We start from the raw sequence: 22,163 nt of genomic DNA, 5'->3' as shown, positions 1-22,163 counted from the left end.
GCTCCGATACTCACATACTTTGTGTATGCCGCGTTTCGGTGCTCTAAAATCACACCATTTGGGCTCAGTCTAGCGAATTGTCAACAAACCCCTAGTTCATTTTAAATTATCCATAGCATGTCGCATGGAATAAATTAAATCTGCTCCCGCTTGCAATATATCATTATTCGTGTTGTAAGCATTCAGAATTTGCGTAATGAGGGCTGCTCCCACAATAACACCATCTGCAAAACTAGCAACCTCTGCGGCCATTTCAGGCGTTTTTATACCAAACCCTACCATTAGCGGAAGTGCGGTTTGCGCTTTGCGGTGTTGATATTGCGATTTTACAGATGAAACATCCAACTCTGATCCAGTAACACCCTTCAAAGACACGTAGTACAAATAACCCTTAGCGAATTGGTTAATTAATGCCATCCGCTCATCTGAGGTCGTTGGTGAACACAGAAAGATACTGTATAAACCATATTTTTGCCAGATTTTTGCTACATCTTCACTCTCTTCAGGAGGTAAGTCTACCAAAATGGTTCCATCTACGCCCGCTTCTGCGGCCTGTTGTGCAAAAAGCTCATAACCCAAATGCTCAATGGGATTTAAGTAACCCATTATCACAATGGGAGTCTCTTGATCCTCTAAACGAAACTCTTTAACCATATTCAGTACCGTATGACAATGCACATCTTGAGCAAGCGCACGTTCCATTGCTCTTTGGATAACAGGTCCTTCTGCCATGGGATCAGAAAATGGGATACCTAATTCTAAAACATCCGCCCCAGCCCTAACCAATTCATGCATCAGTTTCACTGTGACTTCTGGATAAGGATCTCCAGCAGTAATATAAGGACTCAGCATTTTTTTGCCTTGCGATTTCAGGCGCATCAAAGTTTTGTCAATTCGATTCATACGGTAATTCCATCAATTTGAGCAACAGTATGCATGTCTTTATCACCACGACCTGATAAATTCACGATAATGTTTTGGCTCACAGACATTTTCTTAGCGAGTTTCATTGCATAAGCAACTGCATGACTGGATTCAAGAGCAGGAATAATGCCTTCAACCCGCGTTAAGGTACGGAATGCATGCAACGCCTCATCATCATTAATTGCTTCATAAATTACACGCCCTGTATCTTTTAAATAGGCATGTTCGGGACCTACGCCAGGATAATCAAGACCTGCTGAAACGGAATGAGTATCTTTAATTTGACCGTATTCATCACACAGCAAATAGGTACGATTACCATGCAAAACACCGGGTGTTCCTGCAATCAGTGAAGCTGAGTGTTCGCCACTTTCTAAACCTTTACCTCCAGCTTCAACACCATAGATGGCAACTGTTGAATCATTCAAAAAAGGATAAAATAAGCCGATTGCGTTAGAGCCACCACCTACACAAGCCACCAAAGCATCGGGTAATTGCCCTTTTTTTTCCAAAAATTGAGATCGTGCTTCAATACCAATAACCGTCTGAAAATCGCGAACCATTTGAGGGTAAGGATGTGGACCAGCAACTGTTCCAATAATATAAAAAGTATCATCAATATGGCTTACCCAATCACGCATGGCTTCATTTAATGCATCTTTTAACGTTTGTGAACCTGCTGTGACCGGAACCACTTCTGCACCCAACAATTTCATGCGATAAACATTAGATGATTGGCGTTTTATATCTTCAGCACCCATGTAGACGACACATTCTAAACCTAATTTGGCGGCTACTGTTGCCGAGGCAACCCCGTGTTGACCCGCGCCCGTTTCGGCAATGACCCGAGTTTTGCCCATACGTTTGGCAAGTAGCGCTTGTCCTACAGTATTATTAATTTTATGTGCCCCAGTATGATTCAAATCTTCTCGTTTTAAGTAGATTTGTGCGCCACCTATTTCTTGGCTTAAACGTTGTGCATGATAAAGTGGGTTAGGACGTCCCACATAATCTTTTAATTCAGCATTCAGCTCCGCTAAAAAATCAGGATCCTTTCGATATTTTGTGTAAGCCTCTTCCAATTGCTTTAATGCATACATCAAAGTATCTGCGACAAAGATACCGCCATAGGGACCAAAGTGTCCGCGCTCGTCAGGAAGCTCTTTTTTATTCATTAATCTACCTTCATAAACTTTTAAAAATGTAGTCTGGGTGAAGCACAGCATAACCCGGGAGTTCAGAGTTAACCAAACCCGGGTTACACTGCGCTTCACCCAGGCTACTACAATAATTTCTGCATAAATCGACTCATTTTGCCATGATCTTTAACTCCAGGCGACATCTCAATGCCGCTACACAGATCTAGGGCATAAGGATGGCATGATTTAATTGCCTCAAGTACATTAAACTCATCCAGTCCTCCAGCCAATATGTAAGGCTTTTCTACCCTTTGCGGAATAATATTCCAATCAAAAGCACATCCAGTTCCACCCCTAACAGTCTTAGAAGGAGTATCTAACAATAAAGCATGTGCCGACACAAAATTTCGAGCTGTTTGATGAATATGTTCTGCCGAATCAGCATGTATGGCTTTAATATAAGGTTTCTTAAATTGCTGGCAAAACTCAACGGTTTCATCACCATGAAATTGCAATAACTGGATTGGTAATTCCTCTATTATTTTATAGACCAATTCTTGTTCAGGATTAACCAAAACAGCAACCGAGTCTACGAATGCAGGAAGCTCTTTTAATAATACCTTGGCATGTTCTATAGAGACGCAGCGAGTGCTCTTTGGATAAAAAATCAAACCTATCGCATCAACACCTAGATTAATTGCATGTGCAATATCTTCGCTACGCGTCATACCACACATTTTGACTCGTATACGTGCCAGACTCAATTATTTCTCCAAAAGAAAAGAAGGCCCTGGATTATTCTGTAATATAGAAAATTCCTGAGGGTAAGTCACTTGCACTAGATACAATCCATAAGCAGGGGCTGTTTCAGCGCCTAATCTTCTGTCTTTTGCTCTGAGTACTTCGTCTACCCACGATACAGGGTGTTTTCCTGAGCCTACTGCAATTAATACACCAGCAATATTCCGTACCATATGATGTAAAAAAGCATTGGCAGTAATATCAATGATTACTAAATCACCCATACGACTAACCTGTAATTTATGGATATTCCGCATAGGCGTATTCGATTGACACTCAACGGAACGAAATGAGGTAAAATCATTCTCTCCTAATAAAACCTGAGCAGCCTGATGCATTTGTCGGTGATCTAATTGCCTGTACTGCCAAGTAACATTACTCCGGAGTAAAGCGGGTCTAATAGCACCATTATAAATGACATAGCGATATCGTCGCGCAGAAGCAGAATATCTTGCATGAAACTCTTCCGTCGACTCCTTTCCCCATTTGACGCAAATATCTTTAGGTAGAAAAGAGTTCGCACCATGAATCCATGCACGAATGCTTCGAACTTTATCACAGTCAAAATGAATCACTTGATTTGTAGCATGTACACCAGTATCTGTCCTGCCCGCACAAACTACAGAAATAGGGCAATCTGCCACTTTTGATAAAGCATGTTCTACGGCTTGTTGCACAGTATGCAAGCCTGTTTGTGCTTGCCAGCCATGATACTGGCTACCATCGTACTCAAGCACCAAGGCAATACGCATTGATTATTCCTGATAAAAAGGCCAATTTATAATACAGCATATGTTTTGTCTATACCCTAATCTAATTGATTTTCAAGTTTATTAATTATTATAGTAATTTCTCTTGTCCTAAGCTCTAATTTTTAATGATTAATGCTTATTTTGGGCTTATGCCAGCGTCTGTTTCCATGTCGCTAGCTTGAGTCAAAATGACTTGATTTTCGAGCACCGAAGCGCAGCATACATAAAGTATGTGAGCATTGGAGCACAGAAAATCAGGGCAGTTTGACCAAGATAGTAGAAATGGAAACAGAGGCAATCATTTTATTGATTTAATTCATTTAATTATGATACTTTCTCATGCCGCAATTAATCATTGTCACCAATTACGCGGATTACTATAACGATTATTAAATTTTTGAGACTAATTATGAAATGGAATTTATTTTATCCAAGTATTGCCGCTTTATTATTTGTCTACCATGGTCAATCTTTCTCTAAGGATATTGAAAGTATAAAAAATACAGTACCACCATCTATTTTCAATACGCAAAGCAGTTGGTTTATAGCTCTTGGAGGAGGCGCCCAATTTCCTGAGTTACATTCCCAAATGAAAGTAAATAACGGCTCAGGATTTCCATCCCCTTTTGATTTTGATCGATACTCAATCACTAATGATAATGGTGGGGTTATTGCGGCATCTGCAGGTCGACGTTGGCAAAATAATAATTTTTGGTTTCCTTCCTACTCATTGAGCGTCTTCTGGCAGTATTTTTTCAAAACTCATATTCGTGGTGAAATAACACAATATTCCTTGCCTGAATTTACTAACTACAATTACAACTTGGATTTTACTTCCAATCTTTTATTAGCATCAGGAAAAATTAATCTGTTCCGATATGTAATATTTTCACCTTATGTTAATGGAGGAATAGGGAGTTCATTCAACAATGTATCTAACTATCGAGAAGAAGCATTTTCCGGTGTTACTCCAAGAGTCAGTCCCGGATTTAGAGACTCGAATACCAGTGAATTTGCTTATAATGTAGGTGCAGGGATTGATGTGCAATTTTTCCCTCAACTTATCTTTTCTGTAGGTTACATTTATCAAGATTTAGGCCCTATTTCCTCTGGTAATGGAATTAATACATGGGCTGAACAATCCTTGAATCCTGGCTCCTATAGGTCAAATGAGGTTTTAGTCACCGCAACCTATCTTTTCGGTAAAGAAAAAAGTTTTATAAAATAAAACCATAGATAACCAAAATTGATGTAATTTTTAAATTGATAAAACTACTCTTCTAGATACTGTCTTTAAAAACAACCTAATTTTCTTTAATTAGGTTGCTTCATAAAAAGTTATGTGGACTGGATTTCTTCGTTGCGTCCAGGATTCAAAGCAAAGTTAGTACCAACTCAAAAACTATTTTTGAGAATAGATAATGAAAATATAATCTCTCATTGAATTATAACGAGTTACTGTGACTGTCATCTTTATCCAGATCCTCATCTATATTCACACGAGGTATTTGCTCCTTAAATGCATTAAAGTTAAATGTCTTTTCAGTTTTATGAACGTTCACTCTGTCCTCTAGTTGCTTAGCAACCTTGCCCATCTGGTAATCAATATCTGACCCGTCTGATTTCTTAATAGCCTTATATAGTTCTCGCGTTACACTAGATTGACCACCTGACCATCTAGAAATATGATTTTGAAGATCATACAAACTAGAAAAATGTTGCTCTTCTAAGCTTTTCAAATTAGCAATATCGTTTTTATGCTTCTTTGGATCAAGATACTTTAAAACGTCTGAAACAGTTTCCATAACCTTTGCTACGTTTATTTCATCGACTAATCTACCAATTGCCCTCTCTTTAGCTCTAATTCCTTGTGCTAGCTCATCAAGTTGATTTCTTTCCAAAGTTGTTGGATCACGAGGAACCCATATCTGTTTGTCTACTTTCTTCCAGGTATCAGGCTCCATATTAAACTCATCAGGGGCATTAGGATCAATTTCCGATTTAAATCTATATGTGTCTGGCACAGTCTCTTGTACCGTATAAGTATCGTAAAAGGTACCTTTTAACGTTTTAACCTGCTCTTGCAAGTTTTGTAATTCTAAATTAATCCTCTCAATCTCCTGCCTTTTTGGATTTCTATCCCTTCTCTCTTTCATGATAATCCCTCACCATAAAGTTAAAATAAACATTTATCCATCATGTAATTATAGTACATTAATAATTTAAAATGATTGTTTTTTAATCAGATTAATTGATAATGAATAAGCTCAATCACTTGATCTTTGCGAAGAGAACAGTTGACAGTGAATTTATATTTGCTGTTTTAATCCGAGTTGCAAAGCACACACTTTATCAAAAATACTAGGACTTTCCTTTGATCTCATCAATTAAACTTTGCGCTTCTTCTTTTTGTGATTTACTTCCGTGTTCCATTACTTCATTTAAAGAATGTAATGCAGACTCTATATCTTCCATTCCTATATAGGTTCTTGCTAACGCTAATAGTGTATCTAATGCTTTTTTGTTCTTTAAACTAGAAAGATTTTTACTTTGATCCTCCTTCTGTGTTGGTAACTCGGTGGGGGCGGACGGAGTAAAATCCAAGCTATTTCCATCATCACTGACTTGCTCTTGGGTGTTATCTTCCTTGGATACTGGATTTTTAGTAAGTAAATGATGTAGACCAGATTCAAATTCAAGTAGATTATCTTCCTGAGATACATCAGTTATAGAAGATTTACTTTCATCAGTTTGGGTTGTTTGATTTTCATTTTCTGTCGGTATAATTTCCAATAATTGCTCTTCATCTGCTGTTGTAGATTGAGGTTCAATAGCAAGTGAACTATTTGATGTAAGATCGGGTGTTATCTCTGTTTTGGCCTCAGATTCTATATTTAATCCAGGTTCAAATTTCAGCTCTGGTTCAGGTTTTAATTCAGGCTCAGGTTTTAACTCCGACTCAGGTTTTAACTCCGGCTCAGGTTTTAACGCAGGCTCAGGTTTTAATTCAGGATCAGGTTTTAACTCCGGCTCAGGTTTTAACTCCGACTCAGGTTTTAATTCCGGCTCAGGTTTTAATTCCGGCTCAGGTTTTAATTCCGGCTCAGGTTTTAATTCAGGCTCAGGTTTTAATTCAGGCTCAGGTTTTAACTCCGGCTCAGGTTTTAACTCCGGCTCAGGTTTTAACTCCGACTCAGGTTTTAACTCAGGCTCAGGTTTTAATTCAGGCTCAGGTTTTAACGCAGGCTCAGGTTTTAATTCCGGCTCAGGTTTTAATTCCGGCTCAGGTTTTAATTCCGGCTCAGGTTTTAACTCCGACTCAGGTTTTAACTCATGCTCAGGTTTTAACTCAGGCTCAGGTTTTAATTCAGGCTCAGGTTTAGGTTTTAGCTTAGTCTCAGGCTTTAATTTGGATCCAGATAACTTAAGTCCAGACTTTAACTCAGGCTCCGATTTTAAGTCAGACTGTTTTAATTTAGATTCTGATGTTACTTCCTTTAATGGTTCTTGTGTAACCAGACCCTCTTTTGGACTAATAACAGGCGGAGCTGAAGATGCTGCTATGGTAGAAGAATCTGTTGCTGCTGATACTTCTTTTTTGAGTTGAGCAGATCGTTTAAAATAATAATAAGCAGCAACACCACCGCCTCCTCCAGCAACAAGCAATAACATAAGTAAAAGCCAAAAATCAGAAGATGAATTGTTGGGAGAGCTCATGGAGCTGGCTTGCCCAGCTATTGCCATTCGCTCTTTCATCATGGTTTGAATTTGATTATGAATTAATTGAAGCTCTTTATCACGTACATCCAATTGTTCTTGCAGTTTTTTATTTTGCGCTTGTAAAAAACTCAATTGTTCTGTTAGCAAGGCATTAGACTCACGTAAAGAATCTACTGCTGCAGTTGTTATTGATATTTCTGCCTTGAGTGTCCTGCTTTGTTCTGGACTTACTTGCTTTGGGGTTACCAAAGACGGTATTGAAGACAAAATACGCTCTGGTATAGAAGTTTCGGTCTCAGAAAACTTTGGCACAGGAGGTATTTGAGAATACTCAACCGCAGTAGCGTTGGATGCATGCCCTGTCATATAAGGTGGAGCCAACACATGATTAATCGATGTCTTTTCGTTCCATGCCTTATCATGTGCCATTACCTCAACAGTAGCTAAATCGGCTGGCACTTCTAGGAACTCTTTATCAGAAGGAATTTTAAGGCGAACGCCCGTTTTTAATCCATTCAAATTCCCATCAATAAAGGCGCCAGGATTTGCTCCCACAATAGCAAGAACAATTTGCGGTAAAATTGCTTCCGGAGTTTTATACCTTTGAGCAATTTGCCATACATTTTCATTAGATACTGTAGGTCCATAAATTGCTTTTTTCGCTTTCCTGCTGAGCTCACCTTTATACTCTTCAGTGGAAGATGTTGTATTCTGACGATAATTAGTGAACTTTCTCTGATAAGTTAGACCGCTTTGCGCCATGGTACTCGTTAATTTATAACCTGGTGGGTCTAACAAGACGGTATAAACTTTAAAGATTTGGCCTTTAGGCCAGGTTAAATCCACAATAAGCTGCATATAAGGCTCATCCATTCGCTCTGTGGAATAAACATGTATAACGAATCTCCCTTGTTTATTTTTCCTAATATCGAAAAAAAGAGTACCAACCACCTCAGAACGCTCAACACCCAAGCTTTGATAGCTTTGTGGATCAGCAAGCCCCACCCTGAGATTGGACAAAGAACTATTGCGTACATCGATTAGTTCAATCTCGGCAAGAAAAGGCTGATTCAAAGCTGACTCTACTTTCATTTCACCCAAACCAAGTGCATAAACACATATAGGCAAAGTAAGTGAAAATAAAGATGAAAATAAAGCAGTTTTTTTCAATCAGAGCTCCATGCCCACTGGGGTTTGAAGATAGGAAGTTAATTATAAAAAAATTAACATTATTTACTTATCTATTCAAGCAATTAGAGCTTTAATGAGCATATAATCTAGATATATTTCAATTGTGAATTTTCATTTCTAAATTATCATTCATTATCCATATTTGTTAATAGGAGCCCTTACATATCCCGTTTAAAAATTCTGGCAAAAATGAGCTTCCCATCTTAAGAAGAATGATTGATAATAGAATCAATTAATATTCATTGAAAACAGGGATAAAAATCATGGAATTCACCAAAATAAACCCGCTTGCTTTGGGGATATCTATTAGTATTCCATCAGCAATCGCTTCATTTTTTATGGGCTTAGCAGCATTTGTTTTTTTTGCCGATAAACCCATCGTAGGCATGGTTGGAAATATGTATTTGTCATATAATCCCTCCATGGCTAATGCCGGTCTAGGTGCAGCGATAGTACTTATGAACACTTTTATTAGTAGTTATATAGTTGCTTGGATATACAACTTCCTACTTGATTACATTAGATAAGTGTCGCTTCCCGAGTTTGATCTTGGTTTTTTACGTTACCATGATAATTAGACGCAGCATAACATTCTTCAAGTGAAATAAAATCAAACCAGCAAGTTTGCAGTAACATCAAAGTTTTATATCCCATTTCAATGTTCGTTGCAATTAATTGATCTATAAGTAATTCTAATTGATCTTGCTGATGCAATGAGTGCTTTGCTTTCGGCTTTTCTTTGGACATTTTGGCAAACATAGCCTGAAACCTTTCTTCTACCATTTTAGGAACTGTCGAATTGCCATCAAAAATACGATGGTCTGCACTTATGGATACTGGCAACATATCTTTAGGTTCAAATGATTGGGTGTCTTTTTGCCAAACAAGTTTTCGGTCAACTTCCGTTATAGTAAATCTCATAGCCTCCGTTTTACGAAGAGGCGCTACTGATTGGGTATAGCCAAAAACACCAATATTACTTAATGTGATATAAGGAATTCCCGCGAGAGGATATGGATATGTGTTATAAGCATATTCATAAACCATATCTTTCATTAGTTGTTGTACACGTGGATTTGTTTTTTCAAGTTGTTCGCGTTTTTTATAACAATAAGCCATCATATTCACAATGACGCGAATTTTTGCAGACAACTCATAAAAATTAAGATTATGACAATTTTCAAAAACAATCGTACCTAAATGATCGCCACATCCTGGCAGCATGACTACCAAGCCAACGTAGGCTTCTTTGGTTTGAAAGATTTTTCTAAAGCTTAAGTAATTTCTATGATGATCAGACATTGTCATCCAGGAACTAACAGCCTGCAACATCAGAGTAGTCAAAGTTTCTGAAGCAAATTTTTTATTAAAAAAATCAAGGCATGAGATATCAATACTAAACTGCCCCGTCATGGTTGGATCACTTGGTCCATCCCACTGAGTCATAAACACTTTGCGAATGGGAGTCATTTCAACTTCCCGATTTGCCTCAGTGTAACTTTGAACTCTAGGCAATAGTTCATCCGTAAACTCCATGAAATTTTTCCAATTTTCAGTGGGTTGGAGATTAACTTTACTTAGTTGCTGAGTATGTTTTTTATTGAGTGAATCTTTAAAATGAATAACCCCCTCGACGCCCAATAAAGCACAAACTGAAGACATATATTTATATTGCATAAAAATATTAGTGATCAATTGCTCTTCCAGATAAGCAATTTTTGGTCTTATTTGATCAACATCTGGCAGTCCAATATCTCGATATAAATCCGCCTCACAAACATGGCGATGTTCATCTTCTAGAATTGTTGTGAATACTTTTGGGGCCACACCATAACGATGTAAACTTTCAAAAATTTCCTCTATCCATCCCTCGCCAATAAGATTAAGCATCATAATTGCTACTTTGGGGCACGTTTCATTACGGATATAGGTACAAATAATTTCAATATGCGGACTATATGGAGGTGGAGATGCATAAGGAGCACACAGCATATAAACAATTTTAGTAAATACTAAACCATGAAATATTTCATCGAGTAATTGCTGACGCATACGTTCTCTGTATTCAGCAGTAGACATTTTTGATTCAAATTTAAGAGGAATTTGAACTGCTAATACTTCGAGCTGCGCTAAAAGTGAAAAGGTATAAATATAAAAAAGTTTGTCAGATTTAAGTTCAAAAGGTAAGCCATCGCAAAATAACTCATCTATTCTATTTTTAATGAGCTGTTTCTCATCTGCTGTAATCTTGTTCCATCCTTCTAAAATCCATTTTTCAGCACCCCAAGATGGCCTAAGTAATTCAGTAAGTTCATCCACGATATTTACCAGAAAATCAATGATTTTCCAGTATAGACATAGCAAGCTCGTGAGTCAATCATGCTCTTCAGTAAACCTTTTTTGTAATTTTAACTCCCTCCTCGTTGCAGTAAGAAAATTACATACTACTGAATACATGTTTTCAATTTATCTTTCATAATGAACCACTTCCAATAGCCATGATAATGATTAATAATGGGATAGATTTATGAATCATAGGGCAATTATCATGACATTTGGCAAAATAGATCCCGTTTCTTTAGCAGTCTCTCTCGGTATTCTATCGGGGCTATCTACTTTTTTTGCGGGATTGATGGTTTTAATTTTTAATACTGGGAAGCCCTTTAATGGAATGATGGGAACATTATACATTCCCTATGATCTTTCTTTTTTCCAATGCCTGCTAGGTGGAGTCACAGTGGCAGTTAGCACCTTTATTGGTAGTTATATCATTGCATGGGCATACAATTTCCTGAGAAACAAATTAAACAGCTAGCGCAACCGTATATCCTATTGCATTACCACACCCTCTAATTCATAATTTATCACCTTGCTTTTCTTCTGGGTAACTATGTCTGCATCTCTAATTGATGGAAAAGTTGTCTCTTCTCTTCGTCGAGATATACTGAAAGAACACGTACGCGAGTTCTTGAAAGAAACTCACCGTGCGCCAGGTCTTGCCGTAGTCCTCATTGGCAATGATCCTGCTTCTACTGTCTATGTGGCGAATAAGCGTAAAGCATGTGCCGAAGTAGGTATTACCTCTCACTCCTTTGATTTACCTGAAGAAACAACACAAGAAGAATTACTTAAGCTGATTGATGATTTAAATCATTCTGAACAAATTGATGGAATTCTCATTCAATTACCATTACCCAGGCACATCAATGAAAGTGTCATTATTGAGCACATTAAACCGGAAAAGGATGTTGATGGCTTTCATCCTTACAATTTAGGACGGCTTGCTCAACGTAATCCATTATTACGTCCATGCACCCCTGTTGGTATCATGAACTTATTGAAACACTATCAGATTGAGGTCAAAAGAAAACATGCACTTGTGATTGGTGCATCAAATATTGTTGGTCGACCTATGAGTTTAGAGTTACTTCTCGCTGGAGCAACGGTCACAATTGCCCACAAGTTTACCCAGCAGTTAGAGAAGTTTGTACGTATCGCTGATATTGTCGTCGTAGCAACAGGAAAAATGGATGTTATTGATACTGCGTGGCTCCATAAGGAGCAAGTGATTATAGATGTTGGTATTCATCGATTGGCGGATGGTAGTATTCGAGGTGATATCGATTTTAATAATGCGGTAAACAAGGTCTCATGGATTACACCTGTACCTGGAGGTGTAGGACCTATGACTATTGTTACTTTGCTTGAAAATACGCTAAAGGCTGCGACTCTAAGAAATAAAACAAAGCAAATACCGTAGCTTTTTTTATAAACATTTTATTTCCTGGGTTCAGCGTGCGCTCACTCAGGTTAAAAATAAATTATTTATCTAAAATATCCCAATCAAAATCGCCACTCAACTCATCAAAATCATCTTTAAACTCTTCTTTTAAACGTTTACGCTCCAGCTTCTCTTCGAGCATACGTCTAACGTTCTTTCGATGATCCGTAGAGTCAGTTGGATCAATATCCTCATCATAATTATAATCAGAGAACGATTGGTCATCATAATCTTCGTGAAGTCCCATAGCTTTCCCCTTTTATCCTCTCTTAAAAAGAGTATAGTAGACAATCTTGAAAAAGTTTTAGGAACCACATGCTCAGTTATCAACACGGATATCATGCAGGAAATTTTGCAGATGTCATCAAACATATCACCTTAACCCGTCTTCTAAACTATTTAACTCATAAAGAAAAGCCCCTGTTTTATCTTGAGACGCACTCAGGGAAAGGTTTATATGATTTAAAAAATAAACAAGCTGAAAAAACCCAAGAATACAAACAAGGCATTAAATTGATTTGGCCTGAGAGAAATTCGCTCCCCGCTGTTTTTCAAGATTACGTTCAAGTCATAGAGGAACTCAATCCTACTGGTGCATTAAAATACTATCCAGGTTCCCCCTTTTTGACCATAAACAAGTTACGAATGCAAGATAGAATGTATTTTTGCGAGCTTCATCCCCGGGAGTTTGAAGCACTGAACCAACTGCATCGTTTCAATAAAAAAGTACATTTTAGTAATGCTGATGGTATCGCAACAATGAAAGCATTACTCCCTCCGCCAGAAAAAAGAGGACTGATTTTTATTGATCCTTCATTTGAAATAAAAGAAGAATATAAAGAAATTCCCATTGCATTGAAACATGCTTATTCTCGTTTTGCTACAGGAGTCTTTTGTCTTTGGTATCCATTGGTCGATAAAAAATTAACAGATAAACTCCATAGAGGGATGAAAGAAATCAAAGCCAGAAATGCTTTGCGGATTGAGTTTAGCCTGACATCCACCCCCATGGAAGGTATGTCCGGTTGTGGTCTATGGATTATAAATCCACCATTTACTTTGGCAGAGGAAATGAAAATAGTGTTAAATTCACTTAAAGTTTATTTTAATCCAGGTGTTTCTTCTTATATTATTGAGAACTATTCATGACTATTTTTCCTATTCCTGCTTTTTCAGATAATTATATTTGGGCAATTATTGATAAAACCGAAGGATTATTTGACTGTGTGGATCCAGGTGACGCAGAGCCAGTAATGCAATTTGCTCATGCTAATCAGCTAAAATTGCGTACCATTTTATTAACTCATCACCATCAGGATCATATAGGCGGTGTAAGTCAATTACTCAAAACTTATCACTCATGTACTGTTTATGGCCCAAGTGATTCACGTATCCCCAATGTAAACAGTACCGTACAAGAGCATCAAACCATCCAAGTTGGAACGTGTGTTTTCAAAATTTTATTTAATCCAGGACATACCTCAAGTCATATTAGTTATTATGAACCTCAGCAAGAATTATTATTTTGCGGCGACACCCTTTTTTCCGCGGGTTGTGGACGTGTTTTTGATGGAACTTTAGAGCAACTGCATCAATCACTCAATCTGTTTAAAACATTACCCTTAACTACAAAAATTTTCTGCGCCCATGAATACACTCTGCAAAATTTGCGCTTTGCGCAAACGGTGGAACCTAATAACCATACTATTCAAAAATACTTGCAAAAAATACATAACTCACCCAATGCCTGTACCCTTCCATCAACATTAGAACAAGAATTATTAATTAATCCTTTTTTACGGACTGATCATTCTGAAGTGCAAAAATATGCCTTAACGCATGGAGCAGCAACAAAAAATTCATTAGAAATATTTAGAGTCTTAAGAGAAGAAAAAAACTTATTTAAATAATTAATCAAAAAGAATTAATTTAATTCTTTATGGATTAATTGAATGCAAAAAGGGTTTAATCCTATAACTAATTTTAGTAAACTCAGTACCCAATAATATTCATAGGTATTACCATTGAAATATAAGTGCTTCAAAATAAAAGTATTTTTATTCTGTTTACTCATTTTTTTTGGCATTACTAATGGGTCATTAACACATGCAGCTCCTGATGCATGGGACGTATTGCGTGGTGAATTTGCTTTAAATCATGAAGCGTCACGCGCTGAAGTACAAGAGCAAATCCGATGGCTAATCGCTCATCCTGGCTATCTTCATAAAGTGTGCCGTCAATCCGAACCTTACATTTATCATATTATTGATGAAGTTAAAAAAAGAAGACTGCCTGGTGAATTGGCCCTGCTACCCATGATTGAAAGTGCTTTTGATCCTTTTGCTTATTCCGGGGCCGGTGCAGCTGGATTATGGCAATTAATGCCACGTACAGGAGCCGGTTTAGGCTTAAAACAAGATTGGTGGTTTGATGCCAGACGCAGTATCAGATCGTCAACGGATGCTGCACTAAGTTACTTGATTTATCTCAATAAATTCTTTAATGGAAACTGGACTTTAGCCATAGCAGCCTATGATGCAGGAGAGGGAACGATTGATCGGGCGATCAAAGCTACAGGTGGACGCTCGGTAAGTTTTTGGGAATTATCTCTTCCAAAAGAAACCCAAATTTATGTTCCTCGCCTGCTTGCCTTAGCAGAAATCATTAGAGATCCAGGTCGATATAAATTAATACTGCCTGAAATACCTTATCTCCCGTATTTCGAGGAAGTAAGTATAGGAAGTCCAATCGATTTAAACCACGCCGCAAAAATGGCAGGGATTAGCTATAAGGAGTTAATTAAATTAAATCCGGGATTTAATCGCTGGACCACTGACCCACATAAACCAATTAAATTGCTTATTCCCGCGGAGAAAGTACACCAATTCAATTTAAACCTCGCCAATCTTCCTGAAGAAAAACGAGTAAGCTGGGAAATACATACAGTAAAACCAGGAGATAGCCTAGATAATATTGCGGTTCGATACCACACCACTGTTAATTTAATAAAACAATTAAATCAGCTAACAACCAACCAAATTAGACTTAATCAATCTATTTTGATCCCAAGTACCAAAAATACGCCTGCTGTCGCTAAAGCGGAACCAGCCGCTGCTACAATGCCTCTAGAACATCAAATAGCTGCACTACGAAATCATCGCGTCATTCACATTGTTCAAGAAAATGATACGTATCAAAAATTAGTAAAAACTTATGGGGTTAGTGCTCAAGATATTCAGACATGGAATAAATTAGCGAGCAATCAGCCTTTAAGCACAGGGCAACAACTTGTAATCTGGAAAAAAGTAAATCAACCCATTCAATATATTGTAAAAAAAGGCGACAGTCTTAGCACCATAGCACAACAGCATAAAACCAAGATAGAGCGTATCATTGCATTAAACCCTGGTCTGAAGCGAAATGATCCATTATATAGTGGACAAAAACTGTTCGTTGGTTAAAAAATTGTCTTTAGAACAATCGAGAACTATTATTGGTTTTAGCCCTCGATCATTCTGCTCCTGAAATGGTCTGATCGTTTTTAAGAACTCCATAATTGTACGTTATTAACAATTATTTTTCATTTCTGACATAAAGCAAGGAGGAGAGCTCAAAAACTTGTGTTATACTCAAAGTAACTTATTTTTATTGTATTAAGATATATGAAATTACTATTTGATTTTTTTCCTATAGTTTTATTTTTTATAGTATACAAATTTTTTGGTATCTATACCGCGACGGCTGTTGCTATGATTGCTTCTTTAAGTCAGGTAGCTTTTTATAGATTAAAATTTCAACATTATGAAAAAATGCATTTAATCAGCCTTGCAATCATTATGATTTTGGGAGGAGCAACGCTTTTCTTCCATAATCCCTGGTTTATTAAATGGAAACCTACAGGTATTTATTGGCTCTCTGCTTTAGCCTTTTTCAGCTCAGGTTATATAGGAAGTAAGCCATTAATCCAAAAAATGATGGAAGCCAATGTAACACTACCTGGAAAAATTTGGCATAGGCTTAATATGGCATGGGTATTATTTTTCCTTTTAATGGGCGCAGTAAATATTTACGTTGCCTATAATTTTAATACTGATGCCTGGGTTAACTTTAAGTTATTTGGTGGGGTGGGTTTTACTCTGCTTTTTGTGTTAATTCAAGCTTTTTATCTAACAAAACATATGGATGAAACCGGCCTTGAAAAACAATAGGAGCAAGAATGAGACTATTGCTAGTTGAAGATGACGAATTGCTTGGTGATGCGGTCAAAACCGGATTAACTCAGTTTGGTTATATTGTAGATTGGCTTAAAGACGGTGAAGCTGCTCGTGCCGCTTTAAAGTCTGAATCATTTGAGCTAATTATTTTAGATTTAGGTTTACCAAAACTCTCTGGGCTCGCATTATTACAAAGTATACGCCATGATGGCAATCCTACTCCCGTTATTATTTTAACTGCTCGAGAGTCAGTTGAGGATCGTGTAAAAGGCTTAGATAGCGGCGCAGATGATTATCTGATAAAACCTTTCGATCTCAATGAACTCAGCGCACGAATCAGAGCCCTGGTCAGACGTTCACAAGGCCGAGCTGATTCAGTTCTGCAATATAGAAATATTACTCTGGACCCTGCTACTCACTCTGTGTTCGTTGATGATGTACTTGTTAATGTCCCACGCAGAGAATTCGCGCTATTGCAAAAACTTCTGGAAAACAGCGGCCAAGTTTTATCACGTGAGCAACTGATGCAAAGTATCTATGGCTGGGAAGAAGATGTGGACAGTAATGCCTTGGAAGTTCACATACATAATTTACGTAAAAAACTTAATGCCAATTTTATTAGAACAATTCGAGGTGTTGGATATATGGCAGAAAAAAATGATGGTATCGCTGTATCGTGAAATCATCTATAAGAAAATTTCTTCTCATAAATCTGTTGTTGGCCATTACTATAACGACCACATTAACTGCCATAGGTAACTATTACCTCGATCAAAAAGACATTCAAGATCACTTAGATAGTTTAATGGCCGTTTCTGCACTTTCATATCAAGCGTTGTTAGGTGATGATCTCCATGAGCGCCCTCTTTCTAAAATTCAAGAAGCACTTGAAACAATCCCTCAAAAAATTGATACCTACTATCAAAAAAGATTTTTGAATGAAGAACCACCGGAAAATTACCTGGATAAGTTTAATTTTCAGGTTTGGACCAATGGTGGAAAATTATTATTACATTCGTCTTCAGCCCCAAAAATTCCTTTAACCTCTGAAGTTGATGGATTTAGTGATAAAAAAATATCAAAACAGGATTGGCGCGTTTTTACAACTTACAATGATAAAGCAGGTATCCGTACTGTTTTAGCCGAGCGTTATGATACACGAAATGAACTGGGTCATCGAATTGCTCAAGATGACCTCTACATTATGCTTTTGACTTTCCCATTATCCGGTTTGTTAATTTGGATTATTATTGGTCGAGGACTAGATAGCTTAGACAAGGTTGCCGAAGAGGTGGCTAACCGTGCCCCCAGCCATCTTGAACCTGTTGATTTACATGAAGTGCCCGAAGAAATTAAGCCGGTGATCGATGAACTGAATAAATTGTTCTTCAGACTTAAAGAAGGATTTGAACGCGAAAAACGTTTTGCTGCTGACGCAGCACACGAACTGCGCACCCCACTTGCTGCACTTAAAACACAAGCACAAGTTGCATTACATTCTAATGATGTAGAAGAAAAAAATCAGGCATTACAAAAACTGATTGCAAGCGTTAACCGTAGTACCCATATAGTCCAACAATTACTTACTATGAGTCGACTAGTACCCGAAGCGGCTCATATGGAAGAAAAAGATGAAGTGAATCTAAGCAGGCTAACCCGAGAAATACTGGCTATGCTTGCACCAGCTGCCGTAGAAAAACAAATTGATCTTGAATTTGAAAGCGATGCTGAAAACTTAACTGTTTATGGCAATTCAACTGCTCTTGGAATATTAATTCGTAATCTTGTAGACAATTCCATACGTTACTGTAATGAACACGGTCGGATTATAGTGCGTTTAGCTAAGCTGCAAAATGAAATAATGCTTGAAGTCAGTGATAATGGACCAGGTATTCCTTCAGAATTACAACCACGTGTTTTTGAACGTTTCTTCCGCGTCCTTGGAAACAAAAGTCCCGGAAGCGGACTTGGCTTGGCAATAGTTCAACAAATTGCCGAATTACATGGTGGAAGGTTGATGCTGGATACACCCAAAGAAGGAACAGGTCTAATTGTAAGATTCTTTATACCTATGCAAGAAAAATAGCGCGAATCCTTTTTTATACATCGAAGTTTTTTGTAGCCTGGGTGAAGCGCAGCGGAACCCGGGATCGGTAATTCTGCATTCCCGGGTTCCGCTGCGCTTCACCCAGGCTACAAAACACACAGGACTACAACTTGTTTATTAAATTATCGAACCGCCAAAACTTGTAGTGCGTCGCGAATTAACTGCTCACAACTTTTAGAACCATCATTTATTTTATTGACTGCTTTTAATGCCTCTTGAGATTTATAACCTAAAGCTTCCAAAGCACTCACCGCCTCATCTGGACCACTCATCATAGGAATAAATTTGCTGAGCGAATTAGAAACAGGTACAGAGAATTGTTTAATACTGTCACGCATTTCAACAACTAAACGTTCTGCAGTTTTTTTACCTATCCCTGGTAACTTCATTAAAAAAGAAGCATTTTCCTGTTGAATGCATTGAATAAACTCATTCGGGGTAGTACTGGAAAGTATTGACATAGCAACTTTTGGACCAATACCATTCACTTTAATCAAAGCTCTGAACAACTCTCTTTCTTGCCGTTCTAAAAAACCATATAGCAATAAAGCATCCTCACGAACTACAGTATGTATGTGCAATCCCACAGAAGAATTAATGCTCTCTAACTGAAAAAAAGTATTTAATGAGGTTTCCACATCATACCCTACACCATGGACATTAAGCACCAATTTTCCTGGTTGATGTTTATCAATAATATGCCCATCCAACCAACCAATCATCTTCTTCTTCTCCTTAATCCTCGTCTGCCAATCGTAGATGATAAATTATGACGCATATGACTATGGCATATTGCTATAGCCAATGCATCTGCAGCATCTTTTTGTGGTGCCTTATTTAATGCAAGAAGATGCACGACCATGTGACTTACTTGAGCTTTTTCTGCAGCCCCATAACCAACAACCATTTGCTTAATTTCACGTGCTGAATATTCACTTACTTTCACACGATGGGATGCTGCGGCAACCATCGCAACACCACGAGCATGCCCTAACTTTAAAGCTGAGTTAGGATTTTCATGCATGAATACTTGTTCGATCGCCACTTCACCAGGTGAATAATGGTCCATTAATTGGCAAATACCATCATATATTTGCAATAATTTTTGGCTTAATTCACCATCTGGAGTAGTACGTATACAGCCACTGTCAATGTATTCAATTTTACGATTTGATTCTTTTATCAAACCGTATCCAGTAATCCTTGATCCGGGATCTATCCCTAAAATAATGGTCATTAATTCATTGATTCTAATAATTTTTCCGAAAACTCTGCATTGCTGTATACTTCTTGTACATCATCTAAGTCTTCCAGCATATCAATTAACTTTAAAAGAGTTTCCGCTGACTCATCATCGATAGAAACTAAAGTTTGCGCCCGCATAGTTAAATGAGATTGTTCAATCTCTAGACCCGCTTCGGTAAGCGCATTTAATACACTATGATAGGCCTCAACAGGGGTAATCACTTCAATTTGCCCTTCATCTACAGAAACATCACTGGCTCCTGCATCTATGGCGATTTCCATAACCTGTTCTTCAGACTGTCCAGGTGCCATAAGAATCTCACCTTGATTGGTAAAGAGATAAGATACTGAGCCGTCTGTTCCCAAATTACCGCCGTTTTTTGTGAATGCATGACGCACTTCGGATACAGTTCGGTTTTTATTATCTGATAAACAATCTACGAGAACCGCAACCCCGCCAGGTCCATAACCCTCATAACGCATAGCAATCATTGCTTCACCATCAAGTCCACCAACACCACGTTTGATGGCATTATCAATTGTGTCGCGCTTCATATTCGCAGCAAGCGCTTTTTTAACTGCGTCTCTTAATCGTGGATTGGAAGATTCCTCTCCTCCTCCCATACGTGCAGCTACGGTAATTTCACGAATTAATTTAGTGAATATTTTTCCACGTTTTGCGTCTTGAACTCCTTTGCGGAATTTAATATTTGCCCACTTACTATGACCTGCCATAATACTACCTCGAAACCTTGTTTAATTAGCATAAATTATACATGCTCTTTTGTTAAAAAGAATAACTTAACTTGCATTTGGACTCGACATTTTTAACTTTTTTAGACTATAGTAGCCACCAGCATCCAATTTTAAAATGATTGGAGATATTATGGCCTGGGTGCAGCGCAGCGGAACCCGATGTCGATAATGCAGCATTCCCGGGTTCTGCTGCGCTGCACCCAGGCTACTAATAAGTTATAACGCTAGAGGAGATCAACAGTGTATTTGCAAGGATTTGGTAATCATCATCAAACTGAAGCAGTTCCAGGTGCTTTACCCAGTAGCCAAAATTCACCACAACACTGTAACTTAGGACTTTATGCCGAACAATTAAGTGGAACAGCCTTTACTCGTCCAAGACAGAATAACTTGCATAGCTGGCTTTACCGAATAGTACCTTCTGTGGTTCAAGGCACTTATCAAGCTTATGAAATGGAACTGTTTAAACCCTATCATGCAGAACAATCTCCCAATCCTTTGCGTTGGTCCCCCATAGAGCTATTTAAAGAAGAAGATTTTGATTTTGTAGAAGGAATGTTTCATCTTGCTGGAAGCCAAAATGTGAATGCATACCTTTATCATTGTACTCGCTCCATGCACTATAAATACTTTGCCAATAATGATGGAGAAATGCTTTTTGTTCCTTACTCTGGTGAAGTTAATTTGCACACTGAATTTGGGAAGTTAAATATTTGCCCCGGCATGATAGCCGTCATACCACGTGGTGTTAAATTCAAAATGGAGCTTATTGGTACAGAAACCAAAGGATATCTTTGTGAAAACAGCGGCACCCCACTTACTCTGCCACAGTTAGGTCCTATAGGCGCAAATGGTTTAGCTAATCCTCGACACTTTCAATATCCAGTTGCTGCATTTGAACAAGACATTAACGAAACGACCCTTATATGTAAGTATCAAAATAAATTATGGACATCAAAATGCAATCACTCTCCACTTAATGTAGTAGCATGGCATGGTAATTATGCACCCTATTGTTATGACTTAAGCTTGTTTAATACGATTAATTCGGTGAGCTTTGATCATCCTGATCCGTCTATTTTCACTGTATTAACTTCAGAAAGTGATACGCCCGGCGTAGCCAATTTAGACTTTGTCATATTCCCTCCTCGATGGATGGTTGCTGAACATACATTTAGACCACCTTATTATCATCGTAATTACATGAATGAACTCATGGGTCTTATTCGTGGTGAATATGATGCAAAAAAAGAAGGATTTTCGCCTGGTGGAGTAAGCATCCATAATTGCATGACACCACATGGACCTGATCAAATAAGTTATGAAAACGCTGTAGCACAAAAACTTCAACCTGAGCCTTATTTGAATACCTTGGCCTTTATGTTTGAAACCAGAGATGTATGGCTTGTTACTGAGCAGGCAATGCGTATTCCACAGATGCAAAAAAATTATGCTGACTGCTGGAAAGGACTTAAAGCCAATTTTGAGTGTCCATAAATCTTTGTAGCCTGGGTGCAGGGCAGCAGAACCCGG

General features: G+C 37.9%; 22 protein-coding genes. 11 read left to right on the top strand and 11 right to left on the bottom strand.

Translation table 11 applies throughout. From position 1 onward, the window contains the following. Nucleotides 1-96: 96 nt before the first annotated feature. The 4 genes from trpA to truA form a co-directional block, all read right to left on the bottom strand. Nucleotides 97-903 (bottom strand): tryptophan synthase subunit alpha, encoded by an 807-nt coding sequence (trpA, locus tag Lstg_RS00950; protein WP_058475791.1) that lies wholly within the window; start codon nucleotides 901-903, stop codon nucleotides 97-99. Next, the gene (trpB, locus tag Lstg_RS00945) at nucleotides 900-2,099 is read right to left on the bottom strand and encodes a tryptophan synthase subunit beta (RefSeq protein WP_058475790.1); all 1,200 of its coding nucleotides are present in this window, start codon (nucleotides 2,097-2,099) and stop codon (nucleotides 900-902) included. The genes trpA and trpB overlap by 4 nt, the downstream gene beginning before the upstream one ends. 107 nt (nucleotides 2,100-2,206) lie before the next feature. Beyond that, nucleotides 2,207-2,827, bottom strand: a complete 621-nt coding sequence (locus Lstg_RS00940) for a phosphoribosylanthranilate isomerase (RefSeq protein WP_058475789.1) — start codon at nucleotides 2,825-2,827, stop codon at nucleotides 2,207-2,209. Further along, nucleotides 2,828-3,616, bottom strand: coding sequence for a tRNA pseudouridine(38-40) synthase TruA (truA, locus tag Lstg_RS00935; RefSeq protein WP_058475788.1), 789 nt, complete (start codon nucleotides 3,614-3,616; stop codon nucleotides 2,828-2,830). 409 nt (nucleotides 3,617-4,025) lie between these two features. Between truA and Lstg_RS00930 the strand changes: the two genes are divergently transcribed. Further along, a complete protein-coding gene (locus Lstg_RS00930; RefSeq protein WP_058475787.1) occupies nucleotides 4,026-4,844 on the top strand; it encodes an outer membrane protein in 819 nt (272 codons plus the stop codon). 217 nt (nucleotides 4,845-5,061) lie between these two features. Here Lstg_RS00930 and Lstg_RS00925 read toward each other — a convergent pair whose 3' ends face one another. Next, nucleotides 5,062-5,772 carry a hypothetical protein gene (locus Lstg_RS00925; protein WP_058475786.1) on the bottom strand — a complete coding sequence of 237 codons (711 nt, stop codon included), beginning with the start codon at nucleotides 5,770-5,772 and terminating at the stop codon, nucleotides 5,062-5,064. A 205-nt stretch (nucleotides 5,773-5,977) separates the two neighbouring features. Then, complete coding sequence (locus Lstg_RS17630) at nucleotides 5,978-8,506, bottom strand: motility hub landmark protein FimV (protein WP_058475785.1); 2,529 nt, start codon at nucleotides 8,504-8,506, stop codon at nucleotides 5,978-5,980. A 284-nt stretch (nucleotides 8,507-8,790) separates the two neighbouring features. Here Lstg_RS17630 and Lstg_RS00915 point away from each other — a divergent pair, with 284 nt between their 5' ends. Further along, the gene (locus Lstg_RS00915) at nucleotides 8,791-9,054 is read left to right on the top strand and encodes a hypothetical protein (RefSeq protein ID WP_058475784.1); all 264 of its coding nucleotides are present in this window, start codon (nucleotides 8,791-8,793) and stop codon (nucleotides 9,052-9,054) included. Here Lstg_RS00915 and Lstg_RS00910 read toward each other — a convergent pair. Further along, nucleotides 9,047-10,846: a 2-oxo acid dehydrogenase subunit E2 gene (locus Lstg_RS00910; protein ID WP_058475783.1), complete on the bottom strand. Its 1,800-nt coding sequence runs from the start codon at nucleotides 10,844-10,846 to the stop codon at nucleotides 9,047-9,049. The genes Lstg_RS00915 and Lstg_RS00910 overlap by 8 nt on opposite strands. 208 nt (nucleotides 10,847-11,054) lie before the next feature. Here Lstg_RS00910 and Lstg_RS00905 point away from each other — a divergent pair, with 208 nt between their 5' ends. Then, nucleotides 11,055-11,342, top strand: coding sequence for a hypothetical protein (locus Lstg_RS00905; RefSeq protein WP_238585342.1), 288 nt, complete (start codon nucleotides 11,055-11,057; stop codon nucleotides 11,340-11,342). 75 nt (nucleotides 11,343-11,417) lie between these two features. Then, a complete protein-coding gene (gene folD, locus Lstg_RS00900) occupies nucleotides 11,418-12,287 on the top strand; it encodes a bifunctional methylenetetrahydrofolate dehydrogenase/methenyltetrahydrofolate cyclohydrolase FolD (RefSeq protein WP_058475782.1) in 870 nt (289 codons plus the stop codon). Nucleotides 12,288-12,348: 61 nt separating this feature from the next. Here folD and Lstg_RS00895 read toward each other — a convergent pair whose 3' ends face one another. Next, nucleotides 12,349-12,555 (bottom strand): PA3496 family putative envelope integrity protein, encoded by a 207-nt coding sequence (locus Lstg_RS00895; protein WP_058475781.1) that lies wholly within the window; start codon nucleotides 12,553-12,555, stop codon nucleotides 12,349-12,351. A 68-nt stretch (nucleotides 12,556-12,623) separates the two neighbouring features. On the opposite strand from Lstg_RS00895, the gene Lstg_RS00890 reads away from it, so the two are divergent. The 6 genes from Lstg_RS00890 to Lstg_RS00865 all read left to right on the top strand — a co-directional run bounded on the left by Lstg_RS00890 (nucleotide 12,624) and on the right by Lstg_RS00865 (nucleotide 18,608). Further along, the gene (locus tag Lstg_RS00890) at nucleotides 12,624-13,457 is read left to right on the top strand and encodes a 23S rRNA (adenine(2030)-N(6))-methyltransferase RlmJ (RefSeq protein WP_058475780.1); all 834 of its coding nucleotides are present in this window, start codon (nucleotides 12,624-12,626) and stop codon (nucleotides 13,455-13,457) included. Beyond that, nucleotides 13,454-14,218, top strand: coding sequence for a hydroxyacylglutathione hydrolase (gene gloB / locus Lstg_RS00885; protein ID WP_058475779.1), 765 nt, complete (start codon nucleotides 13,454-13,456; stop codon nucleotides 14,216-14,218). Before Lstg_RS00890 ends, gloB begins: the two co-directional genes overlap by 4 nt. 114 nt (nucleotides 14,219-14,332) lie before the next feature. Continuing rightward, complete coding sequence (locus Lstg_RS00880) at nucleotides 14,333-15,769, top strand: lytic transglycosylase (RefSeq protein ID WP_058475778.1); 1,437 nt, start codon at nucleotides 14,333-14,335, stop codon at nucleotides 15,767-15,769. A gap of 201 nt (nucleotides 15,770-15,970) precedes the next feature. Next, nucleotides 15,971-16,516 carry a septation protein A gene (locus tag Lstg_RS00875; RefSeq protein ID WP_058475777.1) on the top strand — a complete coding sequence of 182 codons (546 nt, stop codon included), beginning with the start codon at nucleotides 15,971-15,973 and terminating at the stop codon, nucleotides 16,514-16,516. 8 nt (nucleotides 16,517-16,524) lie between these two features. Next, nucleotides 16,525-17,202 (top strand): response regulator, encoded by a 678-nt coding sequence (locus tag Lstg_RS00870; RefSeq protein ID WP_058475776.1) that lies wholly within the window; start codon nucleotides 16,525-16,527, stop codon nucleotides 17,200-17,202. Next, complete coding sequence (locus tag Lstg_RS00865; RefSeq protein WP_058475775.1) at nucleotides 17,199-18,608, top strand: ATP-binding protein; 1,410 nt, start codon at nucleotides 17,199-17,201, stop codon at nucleotides 18,606-18,608. Before Lstg_RS00870 ends, Lstg_RS00865 begins: the two co-directional genes overlap by 4 nt. Nucleotides 18,609-18,751: 143 nt before the next feature. On the opposite strand, the gene ruvA is transcribed toward Lstg_RS00865, so the two are convergent. Genes ruvA through Lstg_RS00850 form a run of 3 tightly spaced genes read right to left on the bottom strand, consistent with a single transcriptional unit; the run spans nucleotide 18,752 to nucleotide 20,609 of the window. Further along, entirely contained in the window at nucleotides 18,752-19,351 is a 600-nt protein-coding gene (gene ruvA / locus Lstg_RS00860; RefSeq protein ID WP_058475774.1) for a Holliday junction branch migration protein RuvA, read from the bottom strand. Next, on the bottom strand, nucleotides 19,348-19,866 hold the full coding sequence (ruvC, locus tag Lstg_RS00855) for a crossover junction endodeoxyribonuclease RuvC (RefSeq protein WP_058475773.1): 519 nt from the start codon (nucleotides 19,864-19,866) through the stop codon (nucleotides 19,348-19,350). The genes ruvA and ruvC overlap by 4 nt, the downstream gene beginning before the upstream one ends. Next, nucleotides 19,866-20,609 (bottom strand): YebC/PmpR family DNA-binding transcriptional regulator, encoded by a 744-nt coding sequence (locus Lstg_RS00850; protein ID WP_058475772.1) that lies wholly within the window; start codon nucleotides 20,607-20,609, stop codon nucleotides 19,866-19,868. Before Lstg_RS00850 ends, ruvC begins: the two co-directional genes overlap by 1 nt. 261 nt (nucleotides 20,610-20,870) lie before the next feature. On the opposite strand from Lstg_RS00850, the gene hmgA reads away from it, so the two are divergent. After that, nucleotides 20,871-22,127, top strand: a complete 1,257-nt coding sequence (hmgA, locus tag Lstg_RS00845; RefSeq protein ID WP_058475771.1) for a homogentisate 1,2-dioxygenase — start codon at nucleotides 20,871-20,873, stop codon at nucleotides 22,125-22,127. Nucleotides 22,128-22,163: the final 36 nt, after the last annotated feature.

This window comes from Legionella steigerwaltii (assembly GCF_001468065.1).
Taxonomy (GTDB): domain Bacteria; phylum Pseudomonadota; class Gammaproteobacteria; order Legionellales; family Legionellaceae; genus Legionella; species Legionella steigerwaltii.
The sequence above is the reverse complement of the archived record's forward strand: the minus strand, read 5'-3'. Positions and strand labels throughout refer to the sequence as shown.